The sequence below is a fragment of the Frankia sp. R43 genome, from assembly GCF_001306465.1.
In the GTDB taxonomy this organism is placed as follows: Bacteria; Actinomycetota; Actinomycetes; order Frankiales; family Frankiaceae; genus Parafrankia; species Parafrankia irregularis.
The window spans coordinates 390,061-414,301 of record NZ_LFCW01000009.1 but is presented as its reverse complement, the minus strand read 5'-3'; the positions used below and the strand labels follow the sequence as shown (position 1 = coordinate 414,301).

20 protein-coding genes are annotated in these 24,241 nt (G+C 71.8%); 10 read left to right on the top strand and 10 right to left on the bottom strand.

Features of this window, described 5'->3' with window-relative positions:
• Nucleotides 1–335: 335 nt before the first annotated feature.
• Nucleotides 336–707 carry a hypothetical protein gene (locus ACG83_RS33730; protein ID WP_054570289.1) on the top strand — a complete coding sequence of 124 codons (372 nt, stop codon included), beginning with the start codon at nucleotides 336–338 and terminating at the stop codon, nucleotides 705–707.
• Between the two features lie 32 nt (nucleotides 708–739).
• Here the strand turns inward: ACG83_RS33730 and ACG83_RS33725 are convergent, their stop codons facing one another.
• Both ACG83_RS33725 and ACG83_RS33720 read right to left on the bottom strand, forming a co-directional pair.
• Nucleotides 740–958, bottom strand: coding sequence for a hypothetical protein (locus ACG83_RS33725; protein WP_152991597.1), 219 nt, complete (start codon nucleotides 956–958; stop codon nucleotides 740–742).
• Complete coding sequence (locus tag ACG83_RS33720; protein ID WP_054570287.1) at nucleotides 924–1,868, bottom strand: aldose 1-epimerase family protein; 945 nt, start codon at nucleotides 1,866–1,868, stop codon at nucleotides 924–926. Before ACG83_RS33720 ends, ACG83_RS33725 begins: the two co-directional genes overlap by 35 nt.
• 522 nt (nucleotides 1,869–2,390) lie before the next feature.
• Between ACG83_RS33720 and ACG83_RS33715 the strand changes: the two genes are divergently transcribed.
• The 5 genes from ACG83_RS33715 (at nucleotide 2,391) to ACG83_RS33695 (ending at nucleotide 10,843) form a co-directional block, all read left to right on the top strand.
• Nucleotides 2,391–4,898 (top strand): MMPL family transporter, encoded by a 2,508-nt coding sequence (locus tag ACG83_RS33715; RefSeq protein WP_054570286.1) that lies wholly within the window; start codon nucleotides 2,391–2,393, stop codon nucleotides 4,896–4,898.
• A 121-nt stretch (nucleotides 4,899–5,019) separates the two neighbouring features.
• The gene (locus tag ACG83_RS33710) at nucleotides 5,020–6,237 is read left to right on the top strand and encodes a triacylglycerol lipase (RefSeq protein ID WP_054570285.1); all 1,218 of its coding nucleotides are present in this window, start codon (nucleotides 5,020–5,022) and stop codon (nucleotides 6,235–6,237) included.
• Nucleotides 6,238–6,489: 252 nt separating this feature from the next.
• The gene (locus ACG83_RS33705; protein WP_083473810.1) at nucleotides 6,490–7,851 is read left to right on the top strand and encodes a hypothetical protein; all 1,362 of its coding nucleotides are present in this window, start codon (nucleotides 6,490–6,492) and stop codon (nucleotides 7,849–7,851) included.
• Nucleotides 7,848–9,389 (top strand): hypothetical protein, encoded by a 1,542-nt coding sequence (locus tag ACG83_RS33700; RefSeq protein ID WP_054570284.1) that lies wholly within the window; start codon nucleotides 7,848–7,850, stop codon nucleotides 9,387–9,389. Before ACG83_RS33705 ends, ACG83_RS33700 begins: the two co-directional genes overlap by 4 nt.
• Nucleotides 9,386–10,843: an AAA domain-containing protein gene (locus ACG83_RS33695; protein WP_054570283.1), complete on the top strand. Its 1,458-nt coding sequence runs from the start codon at nucleotides 9,386–9,388 to the stop codon at nucleotides 10,841–10,843. The genes ACG83_RS33700 and ACG83_RS33695 overlap by 4 nt, the downstream gene beginning before the upstream one ends.
• 121 nt (nucleotides 10,844–10,964) lie before the next feature.
• On the opposite strand, the gene ACG83_RS33690 is transcribed toward ACG83_RS33695, so the two are convergent.
• Both ACG83_RS33690 and ACG83_RS33685 read right to left on the bottom strand, forming a co-directional pair.
• Nucleotides 10,965–11,633, bottom strand: coding sequence for an HD family hydrolase (locus ACG83_RS33690; RefSeq protein ID WP_198955567.1), 669 nt, complete (start codon nucleotides 11,631–11,633; stop codon nucleotides 10,965–10,967).
• Nucleotides 11,634–12,457: 824 nt separating this feature from the next.
• Nucleotides 12,458–13,651, bottom strand: coding sequence for an acyl-CoA dehydrogenase family protein (locus ACG83_RS33685; protein WP_083473809.1), 1,194 nt, complete (start codon nucleotides 13,649–13,651; stop codon nucleotides 12,458–12,460).
• Between the two features lie 600 nt (nucleotides 13,652–14,251).
• Here ACG83_RS33685 and ACG83_RS33680 point away from each other — a divergent pair.
• Nucleotides 14,252–15,550 (top strand): acyl-CoA dehydrogenase family protein, encoded by a 1,299-nt coding sequence (locus ACG83_RS33680; protein ID WP_054570282.1) that lies wholly within the window; start codon nucleotides 14,252–14,254, stop codon nucleotides 15,548–15,550.
• Nucleotides 15,551–15,649: 99 nt separating this feature from the next.
• A complete protein-coding gene (locus ACG83_RS33675) occupies nucleotides 15,650–16,729 on the top strand; it encodes a phosphotransferase family protein (RefSeq protein WP_054570281.1) in 1,080 nt (359 codons plus the stop codon).
• 16 nt (nucleotides 16,730–16,745) lie between these two features.
• Here ACG83_RS33675 and ACG83_RS33670 read toward each other — a convergent pair whose 3' ends face one another.
• The 3 genes from ACG83_RS33670 to ACG83_RS33660 all read right to left on the bottom strand — a co-directional run bounded on the left by ACG83_RS33670 (nucleotide 16,746) and on the right by ACG83_RS33660 (nucleotide 18,839).
• A complete protein-coding gene (locus tag ACG83_RS33670) occupies nucleotides 16,746–17,351 on the bottom strand; it encodes a TetR/AcrR family transcriptional regulator (protein WP_054570280.1) in 606 nt (201 codons plus the stop codon).
• Nucleotides 17,352–17,443: 92 nt separating this feature from the next.
• Complete coding sequence (locus ACG83_RS33665) at nucleotides 17,444–18,250, bottom strand: methylenetetrahydrofolate reductase (RefSeq protein ID WP_054570279.1); 807 nt, start codon at nucleotides 18,248–18,250, stop codon at nucleotides 17,444–17,446.
• Between the two features lie 151 nt (nucleotides 18,251–18,401).
• A complete protein-coding gene (locus ACG83_RS33660) occupies nucleotides 18,402–18,839 on the bottom strand; it encodes a VOC family protein (protein ID WP_054570369.1) in 438 nt (145 codons plus the stop codon).
• A 145-nt stretch (nucleotides 18,840–18,984) separates the two neighbouring features.
• On the opposite strand from ACG83_RS33660, the gene ACG83_RS33655 reads away from it, so the two are divergent.
• Nucleotides 18,985–19,632 (top strand): methyltransferase domain-containing protein, encoded by a 648-nt coding sequence (locus tag ACG83_RS33655; protein WP_235498350.1) that lies wholly within the window; start codon nucleotides 18,985–18,987, stop codon nucleotides 19,630–19,632.
• A 267-nt stretch (nucleotides 19,633–19,899) separates the two neighbouring features.
• Here the strand turns inward: ACG83_RS33655 and ACG83_RS33650 are convergent, their stop codons facing one another.
• A complete protein-coding gene (locus tag ACG83_RS33650) occupies nucleotides 19,900–20,727 on the bottom strand; it encodes a class I SAM-dependent methyltransferase (protein WP_054570278.1) in 828 nt (275 codons plus the stop codon).
• A gap of 163 nt (nucleotides 20,728–20,890) precedes the next feature.
• On the opposite strand from ACG83_RS33650, the gene ACG83_RS33645 reads away from it, so the two are divergent.
• The gene (locus tag ACG83_RS33645; protein WP_054570277.1) at nucleotides 20,891–21,601 is read left to right on the top strand and encodes a helix-turn-helix domain-containing protein; all 711 of its coding nucleotides are present in this window, start codon (nucleotides 20,891–20,893) and stop codon (nucleotides 21,599–21,601) included.
• Here the strand turns inward: ACG83_RS33645 and ACG83_RS33640 are convergent.
• Nucleotides 21,580–23,544: an MDR family MFS transporter gene (locus tag ACG83_RS33640; RefSeq protein WP_054570276.1), complete on the bottom strand. Its 1,965-nt coding sequence runs from the start codon at nucleotides 23,542–23,544 to the stop codon at nucleotides 21,580–21,582. The two genes, ACG83_RS33645 and ACG83_RS33640, sit on opposite strands and share 22 nt — an antisense overlap.
• Nucleotides 23,541–24,173, bottom strand: coding sequence for a MarR family winged helix-turn-helix transcriptional regulator (locus ACG83_RS33635; RefSeq protein ID WP_054570275.1), 633 nt, complete (start codon nucleotides 24,171–24,173; stop codon nucleotides 23,541–23,543). The genes ACG83_RS33640 and ACG83_RS33635 overlap by 4 nt, the downstream gene beginning before the upstream one ends.
• Nucleotides 24,174–24,241 lie beyond the last annotated feature (68 nt).

The window sequence follows — 24,241 nt, the reverse complement described above, 5'->3', positions numbered from 1 at the left end:
CGGCGTCGGTTTCCCGGTGCCGGGCCGGGCTCCGCTCGCGCGGGCCGATGGGCGTAACGGTACCAGGGCACCGGTCGGGGCTGTATGGGTCAAAGCTACAAACCTGGCAACAAATAAACAAATCAGATTTGTTGTTCACCGTTCTGTGGCGGGGGAGGATCGGCGTGTCGCCGCCGGTCGGATCGCGATTATCCGGAATCGGGCGGCCTTGGTCGGGTACCGCGCGCCGCGCCGGTCGTGAAGCGGATTCGGGGGAGCGGAACAATGAGCATTTTCGATCTTGTGGTGCATCGTCGGGTGTATCGCGGGTTCGAGTCGACGCGGAAATAGGCTCGATGGACATCTACCGTCGTTATGGGCTCCGGCGGATCGGCTTCGTCGACGCGTCGTGGGAGGTGTACGCCACCGGTATCAGGGGGTGCCGGCGGATCGGCCGGGTGGACCGAAACGGGGAGATCTACCGAGGTGAGCGCCCCGTGGAGTCGATAGTCGGGAACGCGGACCGGCGGGGATACATCTGCGGGGCTGGTGTCTCGCGTCGCGGTCACGGCGTGGGGGAGGTCGACCGGTACGGGCGGGTGTTCACCCGCGGGGAGCACGGGCGTGTTCTGATCGGGCAGGTGAGGCCGGAGCCGCTCGGCTTCGATCGGAGGGCGCCCGCGGCCGGCGCGGCGTTCCTGCTGCTCTTTCGCGTCCGTCACGACTGAGTCGAGGCGCTGCCGGAGGCGGTGGCTTCTGGTCAGGGGCTCGCCGCGCGGGGCGAGCCCGGTGGGAACGTCGCCGTCGAGGTGCCGTCGTCGGGGGGCGGCGCCGCCAGCGGGGCGTGGCCGCCGGCGCTCGGTCCCGCGCGGCGCCGGCCCCCGACGGCGCGGTCCGGGTCGGCGCGGTCCGGGTCGGCGCGGTCCGGGCCGGCGAGGTCCGGGTCAGCCCGGGCCGGCACCCAGCTGGGGCGATACACCCCAGGAGCCGCCGAACGACTCGCCGGGTTCCAGCACCCGCAGCCCGTCCCCGCTGTTGAAGGCGTTCGCCGGGCAGGTCATCGGCTCGACGGCGATGCTGCGCCGCGCCTGACCGGGGCCGAACGAGTCGCCGGTGAACAGCTGCAGGTAGGGCCAGGTCTCGTCCTGCCAGACGGTGAGCGCGCCGCCGGCCGCGGCGAGTGTGACGACGGCCCGGCCCTGGGCGTCGCGGGTCAGGTCGGTGAAGCAGGTGTCGAGCGCGAGATCCCCGAGCGGGCGGGGGTGACGCAGGTCGTACGGGCCGCCGGCGACCTTCTCGGTGCCGACGGGAAGGAGGCGTCCGTCGACGAGCAGGCGGGTCTCGGCGGGCACGGTGACCGTCAGGTCGTCGACCATCACCGGGGCCCCGTCCGCTCCGGGGAGGACGAAGTACGGGTGCGCGCCCAGGCCGACCGGCGCCGCCTGCGCACCCAGGTTCGTCGCGGTGACGGTGACGGTCAGCCCGTCGTCGGCCAGCCGGTAGAGCGCCGAGAACGCGACGGTGAACGGGTAGCCGGACTGGGCCCGCAGGATGACGTCGGCGCGGGCGGCGTTCACGTCGAGGCGTTCGAGGCCCCACCCTAGCCAGCGGGTCAGGCCGTGACTTGCGTTGTTCAGCGCGACCTCGTTCACGGGCAGCTGGTGCTCGGTCCCGCGGAAGGTGTAGCGGCCGCCGTCGACGCGGTTCGGCCAGGGCAGCAGCAGCTGGCCGCGCCCGCGGCTGGCCATGGCGTCGGCCCCGTACCCGTCGAGGACCGCGAACCCTCCGACGCGGTAGTCACGCAGGCCCCCGCCCACCTCGGTGATCACCACCCGGCTGTCGCCGTGTTCCAGCTCAAGCTGCCGCCCGGACGGTGCGGTCGTCTCCATCGCGCGTCCTCGATTCTCGGTGCCGTCAGACCGTCGCCATCGTCAAACCGTCGTCATCATCGCCGCCACGGCCGCCGTGGCGGTAGCCGGGTGGCCCTTGCCCGGAATTCCGGCGTCGCCGCGATGACCGCGGCGGTGATGCGCCGGTGCGGTGGTGATGACGTGATGAGAGGTGATGCCGTGATGAGAGGTGGTGCAGTGGCGCGGCGCCGTCCGCGATGGCGCTGCGGTGGTGGGGAATCGTGCGGTCGGCGGCAGGTGGGGCGTATCACTGGCCGGTTCCGGATGAGCCTCTGGCGGGCTCGCGTCGCCGCCGGTGCCTTGAGCGGGAATTACGGCGGTGGCTCGGGACGCCCCTCGTGACCGGCCAGACGAAGAGCACCTTGGGGGAGTTCGACGGCGTTTCGGGTGTTGGTGCGATCTGGTCGCCGGCAAAGGGTGGGAAAAGAGAGTACGCGGACCATTGCCGCCGCCCCCACCAAAGGCGGAAAGGGGGTCATTTTTCCGTTCTAGGGTGTTCGAATGACCGACAGGCCCGAGAAACTTGCCGGGGTCGTGGGGATTCTCGCGCGTTCCTGCTCCCGTCATCGCTGGCTTGTCCTGGCGGCATGGCTGGTCGCGTTTGTGCCCGCCGTGCAGCACATCCGCGAGGGCGGCGCCCGGTATGCCCAGGAGGTCGCGCCCGTGGGCTCCGAGTCCGCGCGGGCGATGGACGGTGTCGCGCGGGCGTCGCCAGGTGGACAGCTGCCCGACGTCGAGACGATCGTGATCCGTGCGCGCCGAGGCACCGTCGACGCCGGGCGGGCCCGGGAACGGATCACCGCGCTGGTGGCGGAGATCGGGCGGCTTCGCGGCGTGACCCTGGTCGCGGACCCGGCCGGACCGCTCGGCGCGACGACGGCCGGGGTGGACCCGATCAGCGCGGACCGGCGCACCGCCCTGGTGTCCGTCCTGATGGCCGACGACGCGCTCACCCCGGACCTCGACGCGGTCCGCGCGGTGATCGCCGCCGCCCGGGCCTATGACGGCCCCGAGATCCAGGTCGAGATGTCCGGCCCCGGTGCGACGATGATCGGTTCCGTCGACCTCTCGCCGGCACCGCTCGCCGTCGCCGCCTTCGCGATGATCGTCCTGCTGGGGGTGACGCTGCGGTCACGCCTGGGCGTCGTGGTCTGCCTGCTGCCCGCGGGGGTGTGCGCGGTGCAGGCCGTCGCGGTGACCGGCCGGCTGTCGCACACGGCGCAGCTGACCCCGTTCGCACCGGTGACCGCGGCTGTGCTCGCCTTCGGCACCTGCCTGGGCGGCGCCGTGGTCGCCGTGCACCGGGCCCAGTCGGCCCTGCTGCGCGGCCAGAACAGGGAGCAGGCCGCGGCGTCGGCGACGACGGCCGCGGGGGCCGCGGTGGTCATCGGCGGCCTGGGGGTGAGCATCGCGCTGCTGGTCGTGGCGGGCCTGCTCCCGAACGAGTTCGGCGGCCTGGCCGTCGCCGCCGCCGCGGCCGTGATGATCGCCGTGCTGGCGCTGCTCACGCTGCTGCCGGCGTTGCTCGCCACCGGCGGAGTCCGGCTGCTCGGCTGGGCCGAGCGGCACTACCTGGCCATGGCCGGCGCGGGCCTGGCCCGGCGGCCCGGCCTGCGGTCCTGGTGGGCGGCCCAGGTCGGGCGGTACCCGGCGCTGGTCGCGGTGGCCGTCGGCGTGGTCCTGATGGCCCTGGCCAACCAGACCGACGGGCTGCGCATCGGCGGTGGCGACGCGGGCACCGATCCGACGTCGCTGACCACTCGCCGCGCCTACGACCTCGTGAGTGACGGATTCTTCCCCGGCCTGAACGGCCCCGTCCTGGTGACGGTGGACCGGGGCACGCCCGTGGACCCCGCCGACCGGATCGTGCAGCCGGCCCAGGTCGCGGCCGCGATCCGGGCGACCCCGGGGGTGCGGACGGCCGAGATCTCCCTTGACGACCCGACCCTCGGCCCGGCCGTCATCCGGGTCCTGCCCGTCGCCGGCCCGCGCACCACCGAGGCCAGCGACCTGGTCCGGCACCTGCGTGACGACGTGCTCCCCGCAACCCTCGGCGGCAGCATCACCGAGGCCGCGGTCGGCGGACCCACCGCGATGTTCGACGACTCGGCCGACGAGTTCCGTTCGACGCTGCCGCTGTTCCTGGCCGTGGTGCTGGTCGCCGTCGGTCTCATGGTGTTCGTCGCCTCCGGGCTGCCCGCACTCGCGGTTCTGCTGGGCGTGGCCGCGGTGCTCGCCGTGGTGGCCGCCGGCGGCATGCTCCGCCCCGTGTTCCAGGACGTCGACGCCGCCCGGCACCTCCATGTCATGACCAGCCCGGTCGAGCCGTTCGTCCTCATACCGGTGATGGTCTGCGTGTTCGGCCTGGCCCCGGTGATGAACCTGATCCTCTTCGCCCGCCTGCGCGAGGGCGGCGGTGGCGGTGCGGCGGAACCGTCGAAGGCTGGCGGGGCAGGCGGACTGCGGGGGGCGGCGCGGCTGCTCGCCCGCCGCCGTGACGGCGCGCGCCCCGACCCGATCCGCGACGGGCGTGACGCGATCCGGCGCGGCCACGCCGAACTCGGGCACGTCGTGCTCACGATGAACTTCGTGATGATGTTCATCTTCCTGTCCGTCGCCGCCCAGCCGCCCCGAACCCTCAAGATGCTCGGCGGCGGCCTGGCGATCGGGATCGCGGTGGACGCCCTTCTGGTGCGTGCCGCGATCCTGCCCGCCGCGGTGCACCTGGGGCAGCGCTGGCAGACCGACCGGGCGGCCCGCGCCCGGCAGTCCGCGGCCACCGGCAAGGAGTCCAAGGAGTCGAAGGATCCGAAGGAGTCCAAGTCCGCCTCGTCGGTGTCGTCGGCTTCGGCCGGCTCGGCCGCCGGTTCGGGCACCGGGGGCGGCGGGAGTGCCGGGAGTGCCGGGGGCGGCGGGGCCGGCGGGAAGGCGTCGGGAACGGGGACATCGGGAGGCACCGGTAACGTCGGCGGCGAATTCCGGCAGTTCCTTCGCCGAGCCGGAATCTGACCTGATTTCTCGCGCCGGTGAATTTCGCCGTGACCGGGCCTGAACGGCTCGGCCCGGCGATCTCTCCGGTGCTCGGTGATACTCCTCGCGTACTCGTCGTCCTACCGAGGGGGATTCATCGATGGCGGGCAAGGATCTGGGGAAGATGAAGCAGGCGATGGGCCCGGTCGGGCTCGTCATCCCCGCCGACGCGCGCGCCGGTGTGGTGGCGCCGAAGCCCGACGCGGTCTGGAAGTTCCGGGACGGATCGGCTCGCGTCTGGTACGGAAAGGGCAACAACGGAATTGTCCGTCCCGTACTGCTGGCGGACGGTTTCAACATGGGGCCCACGGACTTCGACTGGCTCTGGGAGGGTCTCGACAGCGACCCCTACCGTTTCATCACGCAGCTGCGTGACCGCCAGCGGGACGTCGTGCTCATCGGATTCAACGAGCGCAGCGAATCCATTCTCGTCAACGCGGAGGTCGCGAAAGAGGCGATCATGCGCGCGATGGCCGAGCGGATGGGTGACGAGCGTCTGGTCGTCGGTGGCTTCAGCATGGGCGGGCTGGTCACCCGCCTCGCGCTGGCGCAGCTGGAGACGCAGCGGATCGATCACCAGACCGGCGTGTACCTGTCATTCGACAGCCCGCACCGCGGTGCGTCCGTCCCGATCGCGCTGCAGGCGATCGCGCATCACCTGGCTCCGGTCGACGACACCCTGGCCCGGCAGATCAACAGCCCGGCGTCGCGGGAGCTGCTCTGGCGGCACCTGGAGACCGTCGACGGCACGCCGCGGGTCGATCCGGCTCGCAGGAAGTTCCTGGAGGCCCTGGAGCGGGCCGGTGGCTGGCCCCAGATTCCGCGCCTGATCGGCGTCGCGAACGGGGTGGGCGACGGGCGGCACAACGGCATCGCCCCCGGCGTCGAGGCCCTGCGCAGCAGCGGCCCGTACCTGACGGACACCGTCCTCTACACCCAGGCGGGCGGGCGGGACCGCCTCGTCGCCGACCTGCGTGGGCTGCTCGGCGAGCGGAAGATCACCACGAACGACTTCCCCGACATCGACGGTGCTCCGGGCGGCACCCTCGACTCGTTCGGCATCCTCGCCGACGCGCTCAAGGAGATCGGGGAGGGCCTGGACGTGGCCCACCGCACCGCGTGCTTCGTCCCGTCGGTCAGCGCTGTCTCGGTGCGCGGCGTCGAGACGAACGACGACCTCTACGTCGACATCAACGCGCTGCCGCCGGAGCAGTCCGACCTGGACGACTTCCTCTGTTCGTCCCGTCCGACCCCGCACACCGCCATGACCGAGGAGCTCGGTCAGTGGATCGTCGACCGCGTCGCCATCTCCAGATGACCGACTGACTGCCGACGAGCTGACTGCCGACGAACGGTGCGTGGGCGGGACCGGTGCCACCCCGCCCGTCCACGCGCCGCCGTGCCCGCGATCCGTTCGGGCGGCAGTCCGGGGCCGGTCCAGTCGGCTTCCAGGACAACTCTTTGACCGACATGCCGGCACAAGACTGGACGGACGTCCCTGTCGAAGGCATCGTTTGCCGCGGTTGCTCCGCGGCGAGGGCCGCCACGACGGGAGGGGCGCGGGAGGCCAGTGCAGAACCGGACCGAGGAGCGGACCGAGCAACGCCTGGACCGCCTCCGTGGCCGCGCCCCGCGACGGCGTCACGACGCCCGCACCATCGCCGCGCTGACCCGTAACCCCGGCTGTGCCCGCCGGGCCGTGCTGGACGCCGCCGGGATCGACAAGGAGCTCCTGGCCCGCCAGATCGGGTTCGCGGCCCCCTTCGGCCAGTCCCCGTTCGCGATCGTCCGCGGCAACGTGTTCGAGGCGCGGGTGACCGCGGACGAGTGCGCCGCGCTGCTCACCCTGCTCGCGGAGTGCCTCGACTCCGACTCCGACGCGGACGTGGACGCCGGCGTCGACGAGGCGACGTCCGGCGATGTGATCTACCTGGATCTGGGTGCGTCCGGTGCTGGCTCGGACGCGGAGGGTCCCGCGCGGCGGCTGGAGCGCACCGAGGCGGTGCTGCGGTCCGAGGCCGCGTCCCGCGCCGGTGCCGGGTCGCCTGCCGAGGCGCCGCGGACGGTGCTGCTGGCGCATCCGCTGCTGCGGCTCGCCGTCGGCGGGCAGGACGTGTACCTCGAGCCCGATCTGCTGGTGATCCGCCCGGACGGGCGGGCGCACGTGGTGGAGATCAAGTCCTTCGCCGTCGTCGACGGTCAGGCGGACGGGGAGAAGGTCGCCGCCGCGGCGGTGCAGGCCGCCGTCTACGTGCTGGCGCTGCGCCGGATGCTCGGCACGCCGGGGGCGGTCTCCCACGACGTCGTCCTGGTCTGCCCGAAGGACTTCTCGAACGTGCCCATGGCGACCAGGGTCGACGTCCGGCGCCAGCTGCTCGCGCTCGACCATCAGCTGGCCCGGCTGACGACGGTGCAGACCCTGCTGGACGCACTGCCGCCCGAGCTGACCTTCGATCTCGCACCGGCCGCGGATGGTGCCCCGAGCAGGCCCGCCGGGGAGCTCACCGAGGCGCTCGACCAGCTGCCGGCCCGCTACGCGCCGGACTGCCTGTCCGTCTGCGAGCTGGCGTTCCGCTGCCGGCAGGAGGCCGCGGGCCGCACCGCCGCGCTGGGCGTGAGCGTGCGTGAGGAACTCGGCGGCATCGACACCGTCGCCGAGGTGCTCGACCTCGCCGGCGGCACCCGGACACCGACCGAGAGCCAGGCCGAGGCCGCCGCCCACCTCATGATCACGGCGCGGATGTACGCGGAGGTCCTGGCTGCCGCGCCAGCCCCGGTCCCTCCGCCGGCCCCGGTCCCTCCGCCGGCCCCGGTCCCTCTGCCGGCAACGGTCCCTCCGCCGGCAACGGGCCCGGGCCCGGCTCCGGCCCCGCCTCCGCCGCCGGCCCAGGTTGTCGCTGCGGCATCCGCTTCCGGTGGTGAGCGCGGGTGACGGCGATCAGTTCGTACGCCCGGGCGCTCGCGGTGGCGACCGGGAACGCGGCGCCTACCGCGACCGTGCGCCATGCGCACCTGTCGGCGCGCCCGTTCGTCCTCGTGCCGCTGACGTTGGCCGGGGAGGCGAACGCCCCGCTCGCCGCGATGGTCGGCACCGCGCGGGACGAGGCCACGCTGCTCGTGGTGGCCCAGCCCCGGAACCGGGATCTGCGCTTCGCGTTCGCCGACCAGCTTGCCCAGATCATGCTGCCGCACGTCCTGGGCTTCGCGGCGGCGACCGAGGAGCTCACCAACGGGCCACGGTCGCTCGACGCGCCGCAGCTTGTCGTGCCCAACCCGGCCGGCGTCGAGTTCGTCCGGCTGTTCGCCCGGTCGACCCGCTTCCGTTCGACGGAAGGCGAGTACGCGGTCGCGCCGAGTGTGCCCCTGCTGGGTCGCTGGCTGACGTTCTTCGCCGAGCGGGCCGAGATCCCGGGGTCCTCGCTGATGCTCGCGGTCACCGACCTGCTCGGCCTGCACTGGGCCACCGGGCAGAGCGCGCTGGAGGACGCGAACCTCGCCGCGCTGCTGGGATGGATCGACCCACCGCCGGGCCTGCCCGGGGCGGCCGCCGCCCGGCTGGCCGAGGATCCCCGGCACTGCCCGCCGGCCGGGCCCACCACCGACCCCGGCTTCGACACCGAGCAGCTCGCGCCCGCGATCGCCGCCTACGACACGGCCGTCGCGGCAACCGTAGCCGACACCGCGGCTCCCGCCGCCGGCCCGGCGGCGGGGCCGGCCGGCGTCGCGCGTGCGGTGACCCGCCTGGAGAACCTGCTGCGCACCCAGCTCCAGCCGACCTGGGACCTTGTCTGGCGTGCCCTCGACCTGCTCGGCGGCCTGCCTGCCGGGGCCTCCGTACCGGCACGGTGGGAGACCGACCGCGCCCGTTACACCGGCTTCCATACCTACATGGTCGAAGAAGGGCTCCCGCAGGCCCGCCGGGACGGCGCGGTCGCCGCCGCGCGCCGGCTGAACCGGATCGAGCAGGCACAGGCCGGCTACGACGCCGACCGTGCCTTCGACGACCCACTGGTCATGGCGCAGCACCGGGTGACCGGCGAGGCCTTCAGCGGCACCGTCGTCGCCGTCGAGCGGGACCGCCGCATCCCGAACGGGCGGGGCAAGGGCCGCCTGGTGACCCGTCCGCTGCTCACGGTGCGCACCGAGGACCCGGTCCGGCTCACCGTCGGCGCCAAGGTCGTCGCGAGCAGCCGCCGCAGGCAGGAATGCGTCATCGAGGCGATCGACGTCCCGCCTGCGGGCGGTGGCCTGCTGATCACCCTGGAGGCGCGCAGCGGCATGGGCCGGTCGGCGGCACCGGCGCCCGGCACGGTGGCGGAGGTCGGCGAGTCGCTCTGTTACAGCGCGGTCCTCGCGGACGGTGTGCGCTCCGCCCCGATGCCGGACACCGCCGACACCCCCTGGACTCACGGCGGCCCACCCGAACCCTACGAACCGACCGAGAAGGACACCGCGGAGGCCTGGGAGTGAGCGCTGTCGGCGAGGTCGCCGGGCTCCCCGGTTCTGCGGGGTCCGCCGGGCTCGCCGGATCCGCCGGGCTCTCGCCGGCGGCGCAGGCCGAGGCGGTCACCCTCGCCATCCTGGACGACCTGCGCGCCGGCCGGCATCGCGGTGTCATCGTCGACTCGCCGCCCGGAGCGGGGAAGTCCACCCTGGTCGTGCGGACGGCGGCGGTCCTCGCCGCCTCCGGCGCCCCGCTGATGATCGTCGCCCAGACCAACGAACAGGTCGACGACCTGGTCGAACGGCTCGCGGCCCGGCTGGCCGACGAGCTGCCTGCCGCCCGCATCGGACGTCTCGGCCGCACCGGCTACCTTCCGTCGGCCCGCCTGGCCGGCCTGTCCAACGTCGTCACCGCCAGCGACGTCGACAGCCTCGGGGATCCCGAGGTGACGATCTCGACCGCGGCGAAATGGGCCTACGTCCGTGAAGGAACCTGGCCGTGGGCGATCGTCGACGAGGCCTACCAGATGCGCTCCGACACCCTGCTGGCCATCGCCGCACGCTTCGAGCGCGCCCTGTTCGTCGGCGACCCCGGTCAGCTCGACCCGTTCTCCACGGTCACGGGCGACCGCTGGCACGGGCTGGTCTGGAACCCGATGCAGAGCGCAGTGGCGGTGCTGCAGCGCAACAACCCCGACCTGCCGGTGCATCGCCTGCCCGTGTCCTGGCGGCTGCCGCGCACGGCCCAGGACGTCGTCGCGGACGCCTTCTATCCCTTCACCGGCTTCCGGACGGGTACCGACCTCGGTGAGCGTGGGCTGGTGGTGCCCGGACGCGCCGAAAGCCCCGTCGACGACGTCCTCGACGTCGCCGCCACGACCGGCTGGGGCCTGCTGGAGCTGCCGGCCCGCCACACCATGCGGACCGACGCGGAAGCCGTCGCGGCGGTCGCGCAGCTCACCCGACGGATCCTCGAGCGGGGCACCCTGGCGACGTCGGGCGGAGAAAAGACACGGATCACCCCGGGACGGATCGCCGTCGGCGCCGCCCACCGGGACCAGGTGGTCGCCATCCGCGCCGCGCTCGGCGGCCTCGCCACGACCGAAGGGGACGCGGATCATCCCGCGGCCGGCTCCGGCTCCGGTGCCGGGCCCGGATCGGCGGGCTGGGACGGCCAGGTCGTGGTGGACACGGCGAACCGGCTGCAGGGCCGGGAGTACGAGGTCACCGTGGTGCTGCACCCACTGTCCGGCCGGCGGGACGCCACCGCCTTCCACCTGGAGGCGGGCCGGCTGTGCGTGCTGGCGTCCAGGCATCGGCAGGCCTGCCTCGTGGTCGCCCGCGCCGGCATCCGGGAGCTGCTCGACGCCCACCCGACCAGCGACCCGGTGCATCTCGGCGAGCCGGTCAGGTTCCCGGACGGCTGGGCCGCCAACCAGGCGATGCTCGCCCATCTGGCGGCCAGCCGGGTCCAGCTCTGAGCCAGCCGGCCCGCCGGTGAGTCAGCCGCCGGCCTGGCGGTGAGCGGACCGTCGGCCTGGCTTGGCCTGGCGGTGACCCGGCCGCTGACCTGCCGGTCAGGCGGCCTGGCCGGCCAGTTGGTCAGGCGGCCAGGTAGCCGCGGCGGACGGCGTCCCCTACCAGCTGGTTGATGTACTCCCACAGGGCCAGCGAGCCCTCGGAGACGACCCGCTGGTGGGCGAGCACGTCCTGGGCGCGGACCCCGTGGGTCTGCCAGCTCCCGCCGCCGGTCACGTAGTTGAGGATCAGCGGCTGCAGCCGGTCCAGCGCGCGGGCGAAACGCGCGTCGGGTGTGCGCCGCGCCTCGAACTCCTCCCAGAGCGAGCGCAGCTGGACCGCCTGGTCGCGGGGGAGCAGCGGGAAGAGCCGGTCGGCAGCGGCCTTCTCCCGGGCCTCCTGCTCGGCGATCGCGGCCTGGTCGTAGACGAAGGTGTCGCCCGCGTAGATCTCCACGAGGTCGTGGACGAGCAGCATGCGCAGCACCCGGCCGGTGTCGACCTCCTCGTCGGCGTACTCGCCGAGCACCACGGCCATCATCGCCAGATGCCAGGAGTGCTCGGCATCGTTCTCCGCACGCGAGTCGTCGGCGAGGCGGCTGCGGCGCAGCACGGACTTGAGCTTGTCGATCTCCAGGATGAACCCGAGCTGCCGGGCGAGCCGCGAGTCGGAGGTGGAGGGCAGCGCGGTGACCGGCTCACCCGGCCCGGCGGGAGACATCGAATCCTGTGGGGTCGGGGCCTGCGTCGACACCTGTCCTCCTCCTGCTTCCTGCGGGTTCTTGCACGTGCTCGCGTAACGGCACCCGGCACCGGTCGGACGTGACGGTTGCCGTCCAGCCGATCAGCATGTCCGCTGGCCGGCCGACCTGCCACTGATCTCGTCTGACCTGGGCAGACATGGTCTCGCCCGGTGGTGACCGGATCGGACCGGGTCTGCTCCGGTGCGGTTTGGGTCGTGGTTCGTGGTGCCCTGATCTGCTGTGCCCTGGCCCTGGCGATCGCGGGATGGCCCGTCAGGGGTGCTGCGTGCCCCCAGTGTGCGCGGATTCGCCGCCACAGGCGTCGCCTTGCGATGTGAACAGAGTCCGATCATCCTTCGGGTTGACAAGATGACAACGGGCCATCAATCTATCCGGTTTGGATAGTCTTTCTGTTGATGTATCCGTCTTCTGTTGGCGATCTGGTCCGCTTCGTCTCGGATGTCCCCTCGTCGGCGCTGGGGAGTGCCGCGGGGAACCTGTAGGCGCGTGGGCCTCCGAGGATGAGGGCGAAGCGGACGATCGCGCGAAGGTCGCCGCGTGTGATCGGCGGCCGGGTCGACCGTGCGGGTGGAACCACATATTCACCATTCGCGCACAACTCGTCGCGTGAACGCAGATCGACGACCTGGCGCAGACGTCTGGTCACCCAGCCGGCACGTCACCGGCCGCGTCAGCCAGCATGCCGGTCGGCACGCTGGTAGGCCCAGGCCGTTCGGCTACGCCCCGGTCAGCCGGGGGGGCGGTGTGCTGGGCGCGGATGAGAGCGCCGGCTTGGCGGCTCTGGCGGGCAGTTTCCGTTCCGCCGTGTCCATGGCTATTCCCTGCCCAGGTCGAGGAGCCGGCGGGCGACGATGTTGCGCTGGATCTCGGCGGTGCCGCCGTAGATGGTCGCGGCCCGCGAGTACAGGTATTCGGTGCGCCAGTGCGTGTCGGTCAGCTCGACGGCGCCGGGCAGGACGTCGCGTGCGGTGTCGAACAGCTTCTGGTCCGCTGTCGCGAGCAGGATCTTGTCGACGGACGTCTCCGGGCCGAGGTGCTCGCCGGCGGCGAGCCGCCGCTGCGTGTCGCGTGATCGGCTGCGGATCGTGTGCAGCGCGAGGTAGGCGGCGCCGAGGGCGGCGTCGGTTGTCGCCGTCGGCTCGGTCTCCTCCTTCTCGACGTCCGCCAGCAGCAGGTCGAGCCGGGTGTAGAGATAGGTGATCCGGTGCCAGAAGCAGGTGGACCGCTCGTAGGGGAGCAGGTCGTTCGCGAGTCGCCAGCCGTCGCCGGGGCTGCCGAGCATCCGCTCGTTCGGCACGACGACGTCGTCGAGGAACACCTCGGCGAACTCGTCGATGCCGTGCATGGTGCGCAGCGGGCGGACCGTGATCCCGGGGGTGTCCATGTCGACGAAGAACGCGGTGATTCCGCCGTGGCCTGGAGCGGTCCGGGTGAGCAGGACGCAGCGCCGCGCGTACTGGGCGAGCGAGGTCCACACCTTCTGGCCGTTGACCACCCAGTCGCCGTTGTCGCGCCGCGTGGCGCGGGTGTTCAGTGACGCGAGGTCGGAGCCGGAGCCGGGCTCGGAGAACCCCTGGCACCAGTGCTCGCGCCCGGACAGCAACCGGGGCAGCATCTGGGCGGCCAGCTCCGGGCTCGCGTACGAGATCATCGTCGGGGCCAGCACCTCGACCAGGGAGAAGTTGGTCGCGTCGGTGAGGTCCCGCTCGGCGATCTGTTCGCCGAGCACCGCCCGCAGGATGTCCGGACCGCCTAGGCCGCCGGCCTCGACCGGCCAGCCGTAGCGCATCCAGCCCGCGTCGTAGAGCGCGCGGCGGACCCTGCCCAGCTGGGTGATCTCCGCGTCGAGGGAGTGGTCGTTCACGGGCTTGGCCAGTTCGGTGGCGTGCTCGTCGAGCCAGGCGCCGGCCGCGGCCCGGAACTCCTCGACGGTCACGGTCTCGGCATCGACCGGTGGGACGAACCCCTCGGGCACCAGCGCCACCGCGGACCGCCCTGTCGCGCTCATCGGCCGATCCGCTCGATGACGTGCGGGACGCTGTGGCTGGGCCCGCCGTTGCGCCGAACGAATGTCATGGCCACGCAGGCCTGGCCTGTCGATCCGATGCGCCGGGGAGCCTGCGACGGCCGGTCGAACAGGCCCTGTGTGACGACACGCCGAGCCAAGGCAGTCCCTCCTCCAAATACGATCTTGACCGCGGTGTGGGAAATGGCCCCGGTGTCAACCCGACCCGGTCTGGAGGGGCTGTTCCGCGCCTACTGAAAAGAGCCATTGATCGGCTCCGCTGCTCCAGCGCAGGGACTGCTGCGACCTACTGTGCTGAACGATGGTTTAGCAGCTGTCTGTCGAACGGTCAAGGCTTTCCGTGCGTTCGTGGTCTTGGCGCCGAGAATTCTCCTGGTGGCGCCTCGGCGCCGGGCCTGCGAGCGCGCCGAGGCGGGATCGGGCCTGCGTGGGATGCGAGGTCGCCGACCGCTCAGGCCTCGCACCCGTCAAGCCTCCGGCCTGACCGGGAGGCGAATCCGCGCATCTTGCTGAACGGTCGATTAGCATCGACTCGGCTTCGTTCGCCGACCGGTGGGCGCCGTCCGGTACGGGGGAGTGTGCATGGGCTGGGACTTTGAGACGGATCCCGATTTTCAGGCCGAGCTCGACTGGATCGACTCGTTTGTGCGCGCCGAGGTACAGCCGGTCGACATGCTGGTCTCGAACGCGCGTGACATCCGGGACCCGCTGCGGGCGGAGCTGATCCCACCCCTGCAGGCCAAGGTGCGCGAGCGCGGGCTGTGGGCCTGCCACCTCGGCCCGGAACTCGGCGGCCTGGGGTACGGCCAGCTCAAACTCGCGCTGATGAACGAGATCCTCGGCCGGTCGCACACGGCGCCGGTGGTCTTCGGCTGCCAGTCACCCGATTCCGGCAACGCGGAGATCCTCGCCCGCTTCGGTACCGACATGCTCCGGAATCGCTATCTCGAGCCGCTGGTCGACGGCCGGATCGTGTCGGCGTTCTCCATGACCGAGCCGCAGGGGGGCAGCGATCCGACCCAGTTCGTCACCCGCGCGGAGCTGCACGGCGACGAGTGGGTGATCAACGGTGAGAAGTGGTTCTCCAGCCATGCCCGGTACGCGTCGTTCCTGATCGTGCTGGCGGTGACCGAACCGGACGCCGGGCCACACCGACGCCAGTCGATGTTCGTCGTCCCGGCGGACACGCCAGGCATCACGATCGTGCGCAACGTGGCCGTCGCCGGCCAGGATGCCGAGAGCGGGGCACATGCCTACATCCGTTACGAGGACGTGCGGGTTCCTGCCGATCACCTGCTCGGCGGGCGTGGGCAGGGGTTCGCGGTGGCGCAGACCCGGCTGGGTGGTGGCCGGATCCACCACGCGATGCGGACCGTCGGGCTGGTGCGTGAGGCGTTCGCGATGATGTGCGAGCGGGCGCTGAGCCGTGTCACCAAGGGCGAGCCGCTGGCCCGCAAGCAACTGGTGCAGGAGATGATCGCCGACTCGTGGATCGAGATCGAGCAGTTCCGTCTGCTCGTGTTGCGTACCGCCTGGCGGATCGACCGTTACGACGACTACGAGCGAGTGCGTGCCGACATCTCGGCGGTCAAGGCGGCGATGCCCAAGGTTCTTCACGACGTCGCCGCGCGGGCTCTGCAGATCCATGGCTCGCTGGGTGTCTCCGCCGAGATGCCGTTCGGGGCCTGGGTGCTGGAGAGCTTCCAGATGGGCCTCGCCGACGGCGCCACCGAGATCCACAAGACGAACCTGGCGCGTTCGCTGCTGGCGGGGTACCAGCCGGCGGCGGGGCTGTTCCCGTCCGGTCACCTGCCCGCCCGCCGTGCCGCCGCGCGCGAGCAGTTCGCCGAGCGGATCGAACGGGCCGTCCATGCCGGTTAGGTCCTCGACCAGGTTCTCCCTGCCAACTGGGCCGTCCCTGCTGACTGGGCCGGGTACCCCGCGCCGGTCCGGGTGCGGGGGTTCCCGGGAGGCGGACCGATGACCGGCCCCGCCGCCGGCATCCCGCCCGAGGTCGCACCGGTCCGTCCCGGCCAGGATCTGCCCTGGGGACGGATCAGGGACCACCTCGCCCCGCGACTCGGTGTGGACGGGCCGATGGATGTGCTGCAGTTCCCGAACGGGGCGGCGAACCTCACCTACCTGGTGCGCTTCGGTGACCACCGGTTCGTCCTGCGCCGCCCGCCGTTCGGCGTGATCGCGCCCGGGGCCCACGACATGCGGCGTGAGTACCGGGTGCTGTCCCAGCTGTGGCAGGCCTATGACCGCGCGCCGCGCGCGTTCCTGTTCTGCGACGACACCGAGGTCGCCGGCAGCGAGTTCATGGTCTCGCAGTATCGCTCCGGCATCGTGGTGTGGGGCGTGATTCCCGACGAGCTCGGCGGGCACGCCGTGGCCCACCACCTCGGCCTCGCCACCGTGGATGCCCTCGCGGACCTGCACACGGTCGACCCGGTCGCCTGCGGCCTGGAACGGCTTGGACGCCCGGACGGATTCCTCGAACGGCAGCTGGCCGGGTGGCGTGACCGTTGGGGGCGCGTCGCGCCGTGGGCCGACCGGGCGCACGACGCCGCGATGACGGCCGCGGCCGAACTGCTCGCCGGGCGCCTGCCGGTGAGCCAGGCCGCGGCCCTCGTGCACAACGACTTCAAAATCAACAACTGCCAGTTCCTCCCGGGCCACCCGGAACGGGTCGCGTCCGTCTTCGACTGGGACATGACCACCCTCGCCGACCCGCTGGTCGACCTGGGCACCCTGCTGAACTACTGGCCCGACCCCGCCGACACGGATGACGACCACGCCGCGCACGACCCCGGCATGGAAACGCTGGGACTACCGACCCGCGATGAGGTGGTCGACCGCTACGCGGCGCACAGCGACCTCGACCTCGCCGCCGTCGCCTGGTACGAGGCGTTCGCCTGCTGGCGGATCGCGATCATCCGCCAGCAGCTCTACGCCCGCTACGCCCGTGGGGAGTCCACCGACGAGCGGATGGCGTCACGCGGCAGAAGCGCCGCGATGCTCTCCGCCCGCGCCCTGCGGATCCTGCACGCGGGCTGACCGCGGTGAGCCGAGGTCAGGAACCGTCGGAAGCGGTCGGCTGGCGGGGTTCGAGCCGTGCGAGCAGCCGCTCCACGAGTTCCAGCATCTCGGCGTGGCCCTCGGAGACACCGATGGCCTGCTCCGAGACGAACGCACGACTCACGGCGCCGATCAGAAAGATCAGCGCGGGCGGCGGGATCTCCGCAAGGCCGGGCTCGTACTGCGCCATCCGGCTCGTCAGAAGGTCCGTCAGCTGCCGCCGGGAGCGCTTCGAGTATTCGGCGATCTCGTCGCGGATGATCTTTCGATGGTTTCCCAGTGCCATGAACTCGGTCAACAGGGCGGTACGGGCGGCATCGGTGACGAGCGCCCAGATCTCATGCAACGGCTGTGACGAGGCCAGCAGGACCTCCTGCCGCTCGAGGTTGCGCTCAGCGCCACGCCGGAACAGCGCGACGAACAGATCGTCGAGCGTCGGGAAGTAGTAGTGGATCAGTGCGGGAGTGACCCCGGCGCTCTTCGCCACGGTCCGTGAGCTGACCGCGGCGTAGCCATCCTCGCGCATGATGCGCTCAGTGACGTCGAGCAGGAACGCCCGGGTCGCCGAGCTCTCGGTGCCGGTACGGCGCGGGGTGGCCATGGGGGCATTCTGCCCGACATCGCGATCCGCGCCCGCGTCACGAGGTGTCGGGGGAGCGAAGGCCGCCGACTGATCCAACCGGCGTCCGGGAGTCAGAGAAGATCTTCAAGCCGGGCGGCGACCTGGCGGTAGCGGCTGACCGGTACGAGGTGCGCACCGGCGAAGGCGCCGCTGTCGCGTAGCCGCAGCACCTGGTCGCAGGCCGCTTCGACCCCGGCCGCCCGGTCCCGTTCGACGGCCTGGACGAGGTCGTCGGGGATGTCGATGTCGGGGATCGTCGCGGCGAGGCGGCGGGCCATCCCCGCGCTCGCGAGGACCATCACGCCGGCGTAGACCGGCAGTTCGACCGGGTGGGCGTCGCGCCAGCGCAGCAGGGCGTCCACCGAGTAGCTGACCTGCACGAACAGAAAGTCGGCAGCCTGTTTCCAGGCGGGCAACGGCCGCAGACCGGCCGCGGCTCCGACCCGGAACGCCGGCATGTCCGCGAAGACGGGATCCTCGCCGGCCGCGCGGGCCTCATCGATCATCGCGCGCACCGTCAGGTCGCCCGTCCGGTTCCCGGCGCTGGGCTTGTCGCCGCGGACGAACAGGAACTCCTCGACGCCGTAGGCCGCCGCGGTGAGCAGGTCGCGGCGCAGGCCCAGCAGGTTGCGGTCACGGGAGTTCACGCACGCGATGCTGCGTCCCCCCATCGTCTGCACCTCGTGGGCGACAGCGATGCTCGACACGGTCGCCCGCCCGATGTGGTTGTCGGGGATGAGGAAGGCGTCGGCGACGGGGCTCAGCACACCGATCTGATGGCGCGCGTGAGTCAGGTCCGGCCGGGTCGGCGGCTCGATCTCGCAGATCAGCTCGAAGCCGCGCGCTGGCTGTTCGTTGCTCGTCGTGGACTCCCGCATCCGCACAGGATAGGACGACGGCGACTCGCGACCGCGGTGTGGCCACGCCGCTCCGCCCACCGTGGTCCGTCGGCGGCCCGGACGGAGACAGGCCGGCGCCGCACCGCTTTCCGGAGAGGCGCGGGCGGTGCCGGCCTGCGCCGGTGTCAGGTCAGGCCGGGGCGTCCTGCGCCGAGGTCGCGAACTCCTCGGGGCCCTTCTGCACGGCGGCCGGATCCATCCACATGACCTGCCAGCCGTGGCCGTCGAGGTCGAAGAAGCTGCGCGAGCACATGAAGCCGTAGTCCTCCAGGCCGTCCGCCTCGACGCCACCCGCGGCCAGCGCGGCCTCGGCGACCGTGTCGACCTCCTCGCGGGACGACACGCTGAAGCAGTAGAGCGCCAGCGTGTGCGTGGCGGGATCGGCCATCGGCAGCTTCGAGAGCTCTGCGAACTTCTGGTGGCTGACCAGCATCACGCTGGCCTGCTCGCCGACCAGCATGCAGGCGCCGGTCTCGTCGGTGAAGCTCGGGTTGAAGGCGAACCCGAGCTTCGCGAAGAACTCCTTGCTGCGCTCGAGGTCCGCGACGGGGATGCTTACGAACAGCATGCGGCCCGGGTGTGCGGGAGTGGTCACGATGGGTCTCCAGGTCGATAGCGCGACGGGTACGTCCTGGTAGACCAGGCGGGCCGGCGGAAGTCATCGGTGGCGGGCAGCGGGCTCCGTCAGCTGGTTCTTCAGGGGGTAGGGCGCTGTGCGCGAGGAGCGGACCGCTGTCGGGGAGACCACGGTGCACAGCCTTGTCGCGGATCTCGTGTCTGGCTGGAACGCGGGCACTGTGGTCGACCTGGGGGCCGGAACGGGCGACACGCTGGTCGAGATCGGTGCCCGCGTCCCGCCGGGCGGATGTTCCCCGACCGCCGTCGATGTCGACGAGGACGCACTGGCCGCGCTGGCCGCTCGGCTACCTGCCGTCCGCGTTCTCCGGCATGACCTCAGCAGGCCGCTGCCCTTCGCGGACGGTGCGTTCGACGTCGCCGTCTCCCACAACACGTTGGAATGTCTGGTCGAGCCGGCCGCGCTGCTCCGTGAGGTCGCCCGCATCCTGCGGCCGGGGGGACGGGCGGTTGTCGCCCACACGGATTTCGAGACGATTGTGGTGGCGATCGAGAACCGTGATCTCGCCCGCCGTTTCCTGCTCACATACGCGGAGCTGCCGGTTCTCTACGCCAACATGGCCGCTGCCGACCCCTGGATGGGGCGACGGCTGGCCGGGCTCGTCCGCAACAGCGGGCTGCACCTTGAATCGGTGCGTGCGGTCACCACCGTGCGCACCACATTGTCCGAGGCGACGGAACTGCGTCTCGGGGAGGTGACCGAAGCGGTTCGCCGTTGTGCGTAGGCGGGCAGGGGGCGCGTCGCCGCCGAGGAGATCGCCTCATGGCGGGAACAGCTACGCGCCGCCGAAGCCGCGGGGACCTTCTTCTTCAGCGAGACCGCCTTTGTCGTGATGGCGACAAGGCCAGCAAATCTGTCCGGTTTATCCAATGGATTCTGAAATGCGCCCGCAGCTGACGGGTGATGGCGTCCCGCCTGCCGGGCTCGTCGTGCTGGTGCCGCGTCTGCCGGGGCACTGACCGGTGCCCCGACGCGGTGGTGCTGCCGTCGACTAGCGGAGCGTGAGCACCGTCTGCAGGTAGGTCGACGGCAGGGCGACGGCACTCTCGGCGCCGCGGTACCGGTCCCAGCGACGGGCCAGGTCGACCAGCTCGGCGGCGAGCTGGTCACGGCCGGCCTCGTCGAGCGCTTCGAACGCCTTCAGGGTCGGCCCGTACCAGCGGCGGAAGAACACGACGAAGTCCTCGGCGGAGGTGAAGCGGAACGTGCAGGTCTGCTCGACCGACTCGGCCTTTCCGATCGCGCCGCCGAAAAGGTCGTTCAGATGCTCGCGAGTGCCCCACAGCAGCGGGGACGCGACGCCCGCCGGCGGCGGGACGTGCGCGGAGATGACCCGGAACACGTCGCCGATGAAGCCGTCGGGCGTCCAGGACGCGAGGCCGATGGTGCCCGCGGGGCGGGTGACCCGCACCATCTCGGCGGCGGTGCGGCGATGGTCGGGGGCGAACATCGAGCCGAACACGCTCAGCGTGGCGTCGAAGCTGTCGTCCGCGAACGGCAGGTGCTGGGCGTCGGCGACCCGGAACTCGACGTCGAGACCCTCCGCGCGGGCGCGGACGTCGGCCTCCCGCAGCAGCTCGGGAACGTAGTCGGTGCCGATGACCCGGGCACCCGACCGGGCCGCGGCGATGGCCGCGTTTCCCGTTCCGGAGGCCACATCGAGGACATGCCAGCCGGCGCGGAGGTCGGCGGCGTCGGCCAGCAGCTCGCTCGAGAGCACGATGCGGGAGGCGATTTTCGCGAAGTTTCCGCTGGACCACGTCTTCTGCTGACGTGCGGTGATCGCGGCCAGGTCCGGTGAGGTCTGGGTGGTGGACATGCTGTGCTCCCCTCGGATGGTCGCCATGCGTGCGGGCTGCGGCGACAGGGGTAAGCATGCGTCGCGGGGGAGTGGGTCGACGAGTATCGATCTCGTACTGGTGGCGCTGTCGGGAACCGGATCGACGTCCCCGTTGACGTCGTTGTAATGGGACCATCCGAGTATGACTGGCCACGTTGAGTACTGCCCGATCGCGGTCGGAGTGGAGATCCTTGGTGACCGGTGGACGCCGCTGGTCATCCGTGAACTGAGCGTTGGGGCGACCGGATTCAACGAGATTGCCCGTGGCCTGCCCAGACTGAGCCGGACGCTGCTGTCCCAGCGGCTGCGCATGCTGGAGCGCCGCGGGCTTGTTTGGAAGGAACCGGCGCCCCGGGGTCAGCAGGTGCGCTACTCGCTGACCGCATCAGGCGCGGCGTTGTCGTCTGTGGTGTGGTCCCTTGGTCAGTGGGCGGCCGAGTGGACGTTCGGCGATCCCACGGACGAGGAATGCGACGGGCTGACGCTCATGTGGCGGTTGCACCAGTGCGTGAATCCCGGGGCGCTGCCAGCCGAGCGGACCGTGGTCCACCTGGTGCTCACCGGCCCCGGCGCGGCCCAGGGCTGGTTGGACATCGCCGACGGCGGGGTCACCGTGTGCCAGGAGGAGCCCGCGCGTGAGCCCGACCTCGTGATCGAGGCGCCGACCTCGGCCATGCTCCGGTGGCTGATGAGCGTCGCCACCTTCCGGGAGCTGCGGATGAGCGGGCAGGTGCGGCTGACCGGTCCGGCCGGTCTCGTCCGCCAGTTCCCGGACTGGTTCATCACGTCGATGTTCGCGGAGAGCCTGGGGCGGGCGAGGCAGCGCCAGGATCAGGAAGCCGTCCCGGCCTGAGCCTGAGACTCGGTCCGGGGGTGGTCTGGGGCCTCGTCGTCGGCCTTGTCTTGGGGCTCGGCCTCGTCCCGGGGCTCAGCCTCGACCTGGGGTTCCGCCTCGACCTGGGCGCCGGCCGGGGCGGGGTCGGTGGCGCTGGCAGCAGCGCTGGCAGTGGCGTCGTCGGTGGCCGCCTCCAGCGGGTTGCCGGCGGCCGGCTCGGGGATCATGATCTCCACGCTCGCGGTGTCGGGGGCGGCGACGGGGGTGGCCGGTGTCGCCGCGTCGGCGGTAGCGGCATCGGCTCGGGCGGCCTCCAGGCCCGACATGGTGCGCAGCGGCACCTCGGGCAGGAACAGCGCGAGCAGCACGCCGATCACCACGGTCGCGGCGCCGACCAGGAAGACCAGGTCCATCGCATCGGAGAAGCCGACCATGAACGGGTGTGCGATGGCCTGCTCGATGTGCTGGAGGAAGCCGGAGTCGTCCAGTGAGCCGCTCGACGTCACCTGGCGAAGCTGGTCGGGGTGCGCGGCGGCGGCCGCGCCGAACGCGGTGGTGCCAGCGGCGGCCTGGTAGGCGTCGGTGATCCGCTCGGGCGCCGCGCCGAACAGGATCGACAGGAACACCGCGGTGCCGAGCGTTCCGCCGATCTGCCGGAAGAAGGTGGCCGACGAGGTCGCGACGCCGATGTCACGCGGGGCGACGCTGTTCTGCATCGCCACGACGAGGGTCTGCATGGTCTGGCCCAGCCCGAGGCCGAACAGCAGCATGGCGAGCTCCGTCCGCCACAGCGGTGTGTCCGCGCCGACGAACGACAGCAGGCCGAGTGCGGCGACCATGCACGAGAAGCCGACGAGCGGGTAGACGCGGTAGCGGCCGGTCCTCGCGATCACGCGCCCGGAGGTCATCGACGCGATCATGACGCCGAGCATCATGGGCAGCAGCAGCAGGCCGGCCTCGGTGGGGGACGCGCCCTTGATGATCTGGAGGTAGAGCGGGACGACGGCGAGCCCGCCGAACATGCCGATACCGACGATGATCGAGAGCACCGTGCCGACGGAGAACGTCCGGCCACCGAACAGCCGCAGGGGGATCAGCGCGTCGTCGCCCATGTGCCGCTCGGCGACGACGAACCCGGCCAGGCCGATGGCGCCGACAACGTAACAGGTGATGGAGACGGCCGAGCCCCAGCCCCATTCCCGGCCCCGTTCGGCGACGAGCAGGAGGGGCACGACCGCCGCGATGATCGCGACGGTGCCCCACCAGTCGATGCGGGTGCTGCCCCGCTTCCCGCCCCCGCGCAGGACCCGGTTGACGACGACCAGCGCGATCAGGCCGATCGGGACGTTGATCCAGAAGATCCAGCGCCAGCCGGCCAGCCCGGCCACGCTGTCCTGACCGGCCAGGAACCCGCCGATGACCGGCCCGGCGACGCTGGACGTCGCGAACGTCGCCATGAAGTACGCCATGTACTTCGGGCGCTGCTGCGGCGACAGGATGTCGGCCATGATCGACATCGCGAGCGAGAACAGGCCACCGGCCCCGAGCCCCTGCAGGGCGCGGAACCCGGCCAGCACGTACATGCTCGACGCCATCCCGCACAGGACGGAGCCGACGACGAAGATCGAGATCGCGAGCAGGAACAGCGGCTTGCGGCCGTAGATGTCCGAGAGCTTGCCGTAGAGCGGTGTGGTGATCGTCGAGGTGATGAGGAACGCGGTGGTCACCCAGGCCTGGGCGGACAGGCCGTGCAGGTCGTCGCCGATGCTGCGGATGGCCGTCGAGACCACCGTCTGGTCGAGCGCGGCGAGGAACGTGCCCAGCAGCAGTGCCGTGACGATGGTCATGATCTGTCGATGGGTGAGCGCCCCCGGTGCCGGCGCGGCGGGCCCCCCTGGCCCGTTCGGCCCGCCTGGCGTGGCGGGCACGGCCGAGGTGGAGGTCGCGCCGGCTGAGCTCATGATCGGTCGTCCTGTTCCTTGTCCGGTCTTGGCGAGGCGTCGGTGTCGGTGTCGGTGGCGGGGTCGGGGTCGGCGTCGGACCGGTGTGGCCTGGCCGACCAGCTGGGCTGGTGGATCTCCATCGCGTCGCCGAAGCGGTGCAACAGGGCGGCGAAGGTGGCGAGGTCCTCGCTGCTCCAGGCAGCGAGCATCTCCTCGTAGCGCTCGTTGCGCACTCTGATGTGGTCCCGGTGGACCTGCCGGCCGGCCTCGGTGACATCCAGGACCACGGCCCGCCCGTCGGCCGGGTCGGCGCGTCGCTCCACGAAGCCGTCCCGGACCAGGGCGGCGACCTGCCGGCTGACCGTGGACGGATCCGACTGCACGGCGGCGGCGAGGGCGCCGAGGCGCATCGGGCCACCGGCGGCCAGATACGAGATCAGGATCTGGGCCGCCCATTCCATGTCATCCCGGGCCCGGGCGAGGAACTGGCTGCGGGCGCGGGCGAGCCCGCGGATCAGCCGGGCGACGTCGTCGGCGAGCTGCGCGACCTGGTGCCCGCGGTCCGACGGGGTCTCCTGCGCCGTGGTCCTGATCGCCGGGGCTCGTCCGGTGTTCGCCGTGGGGGCCGCGGCTGTCTTTTCGTCCATGGGGCGGTGCTCTTCCTGTGGTCGACTGGCGTGCCTGAAACCCGGCGCCAGCAAGTTGGGTGCATCAT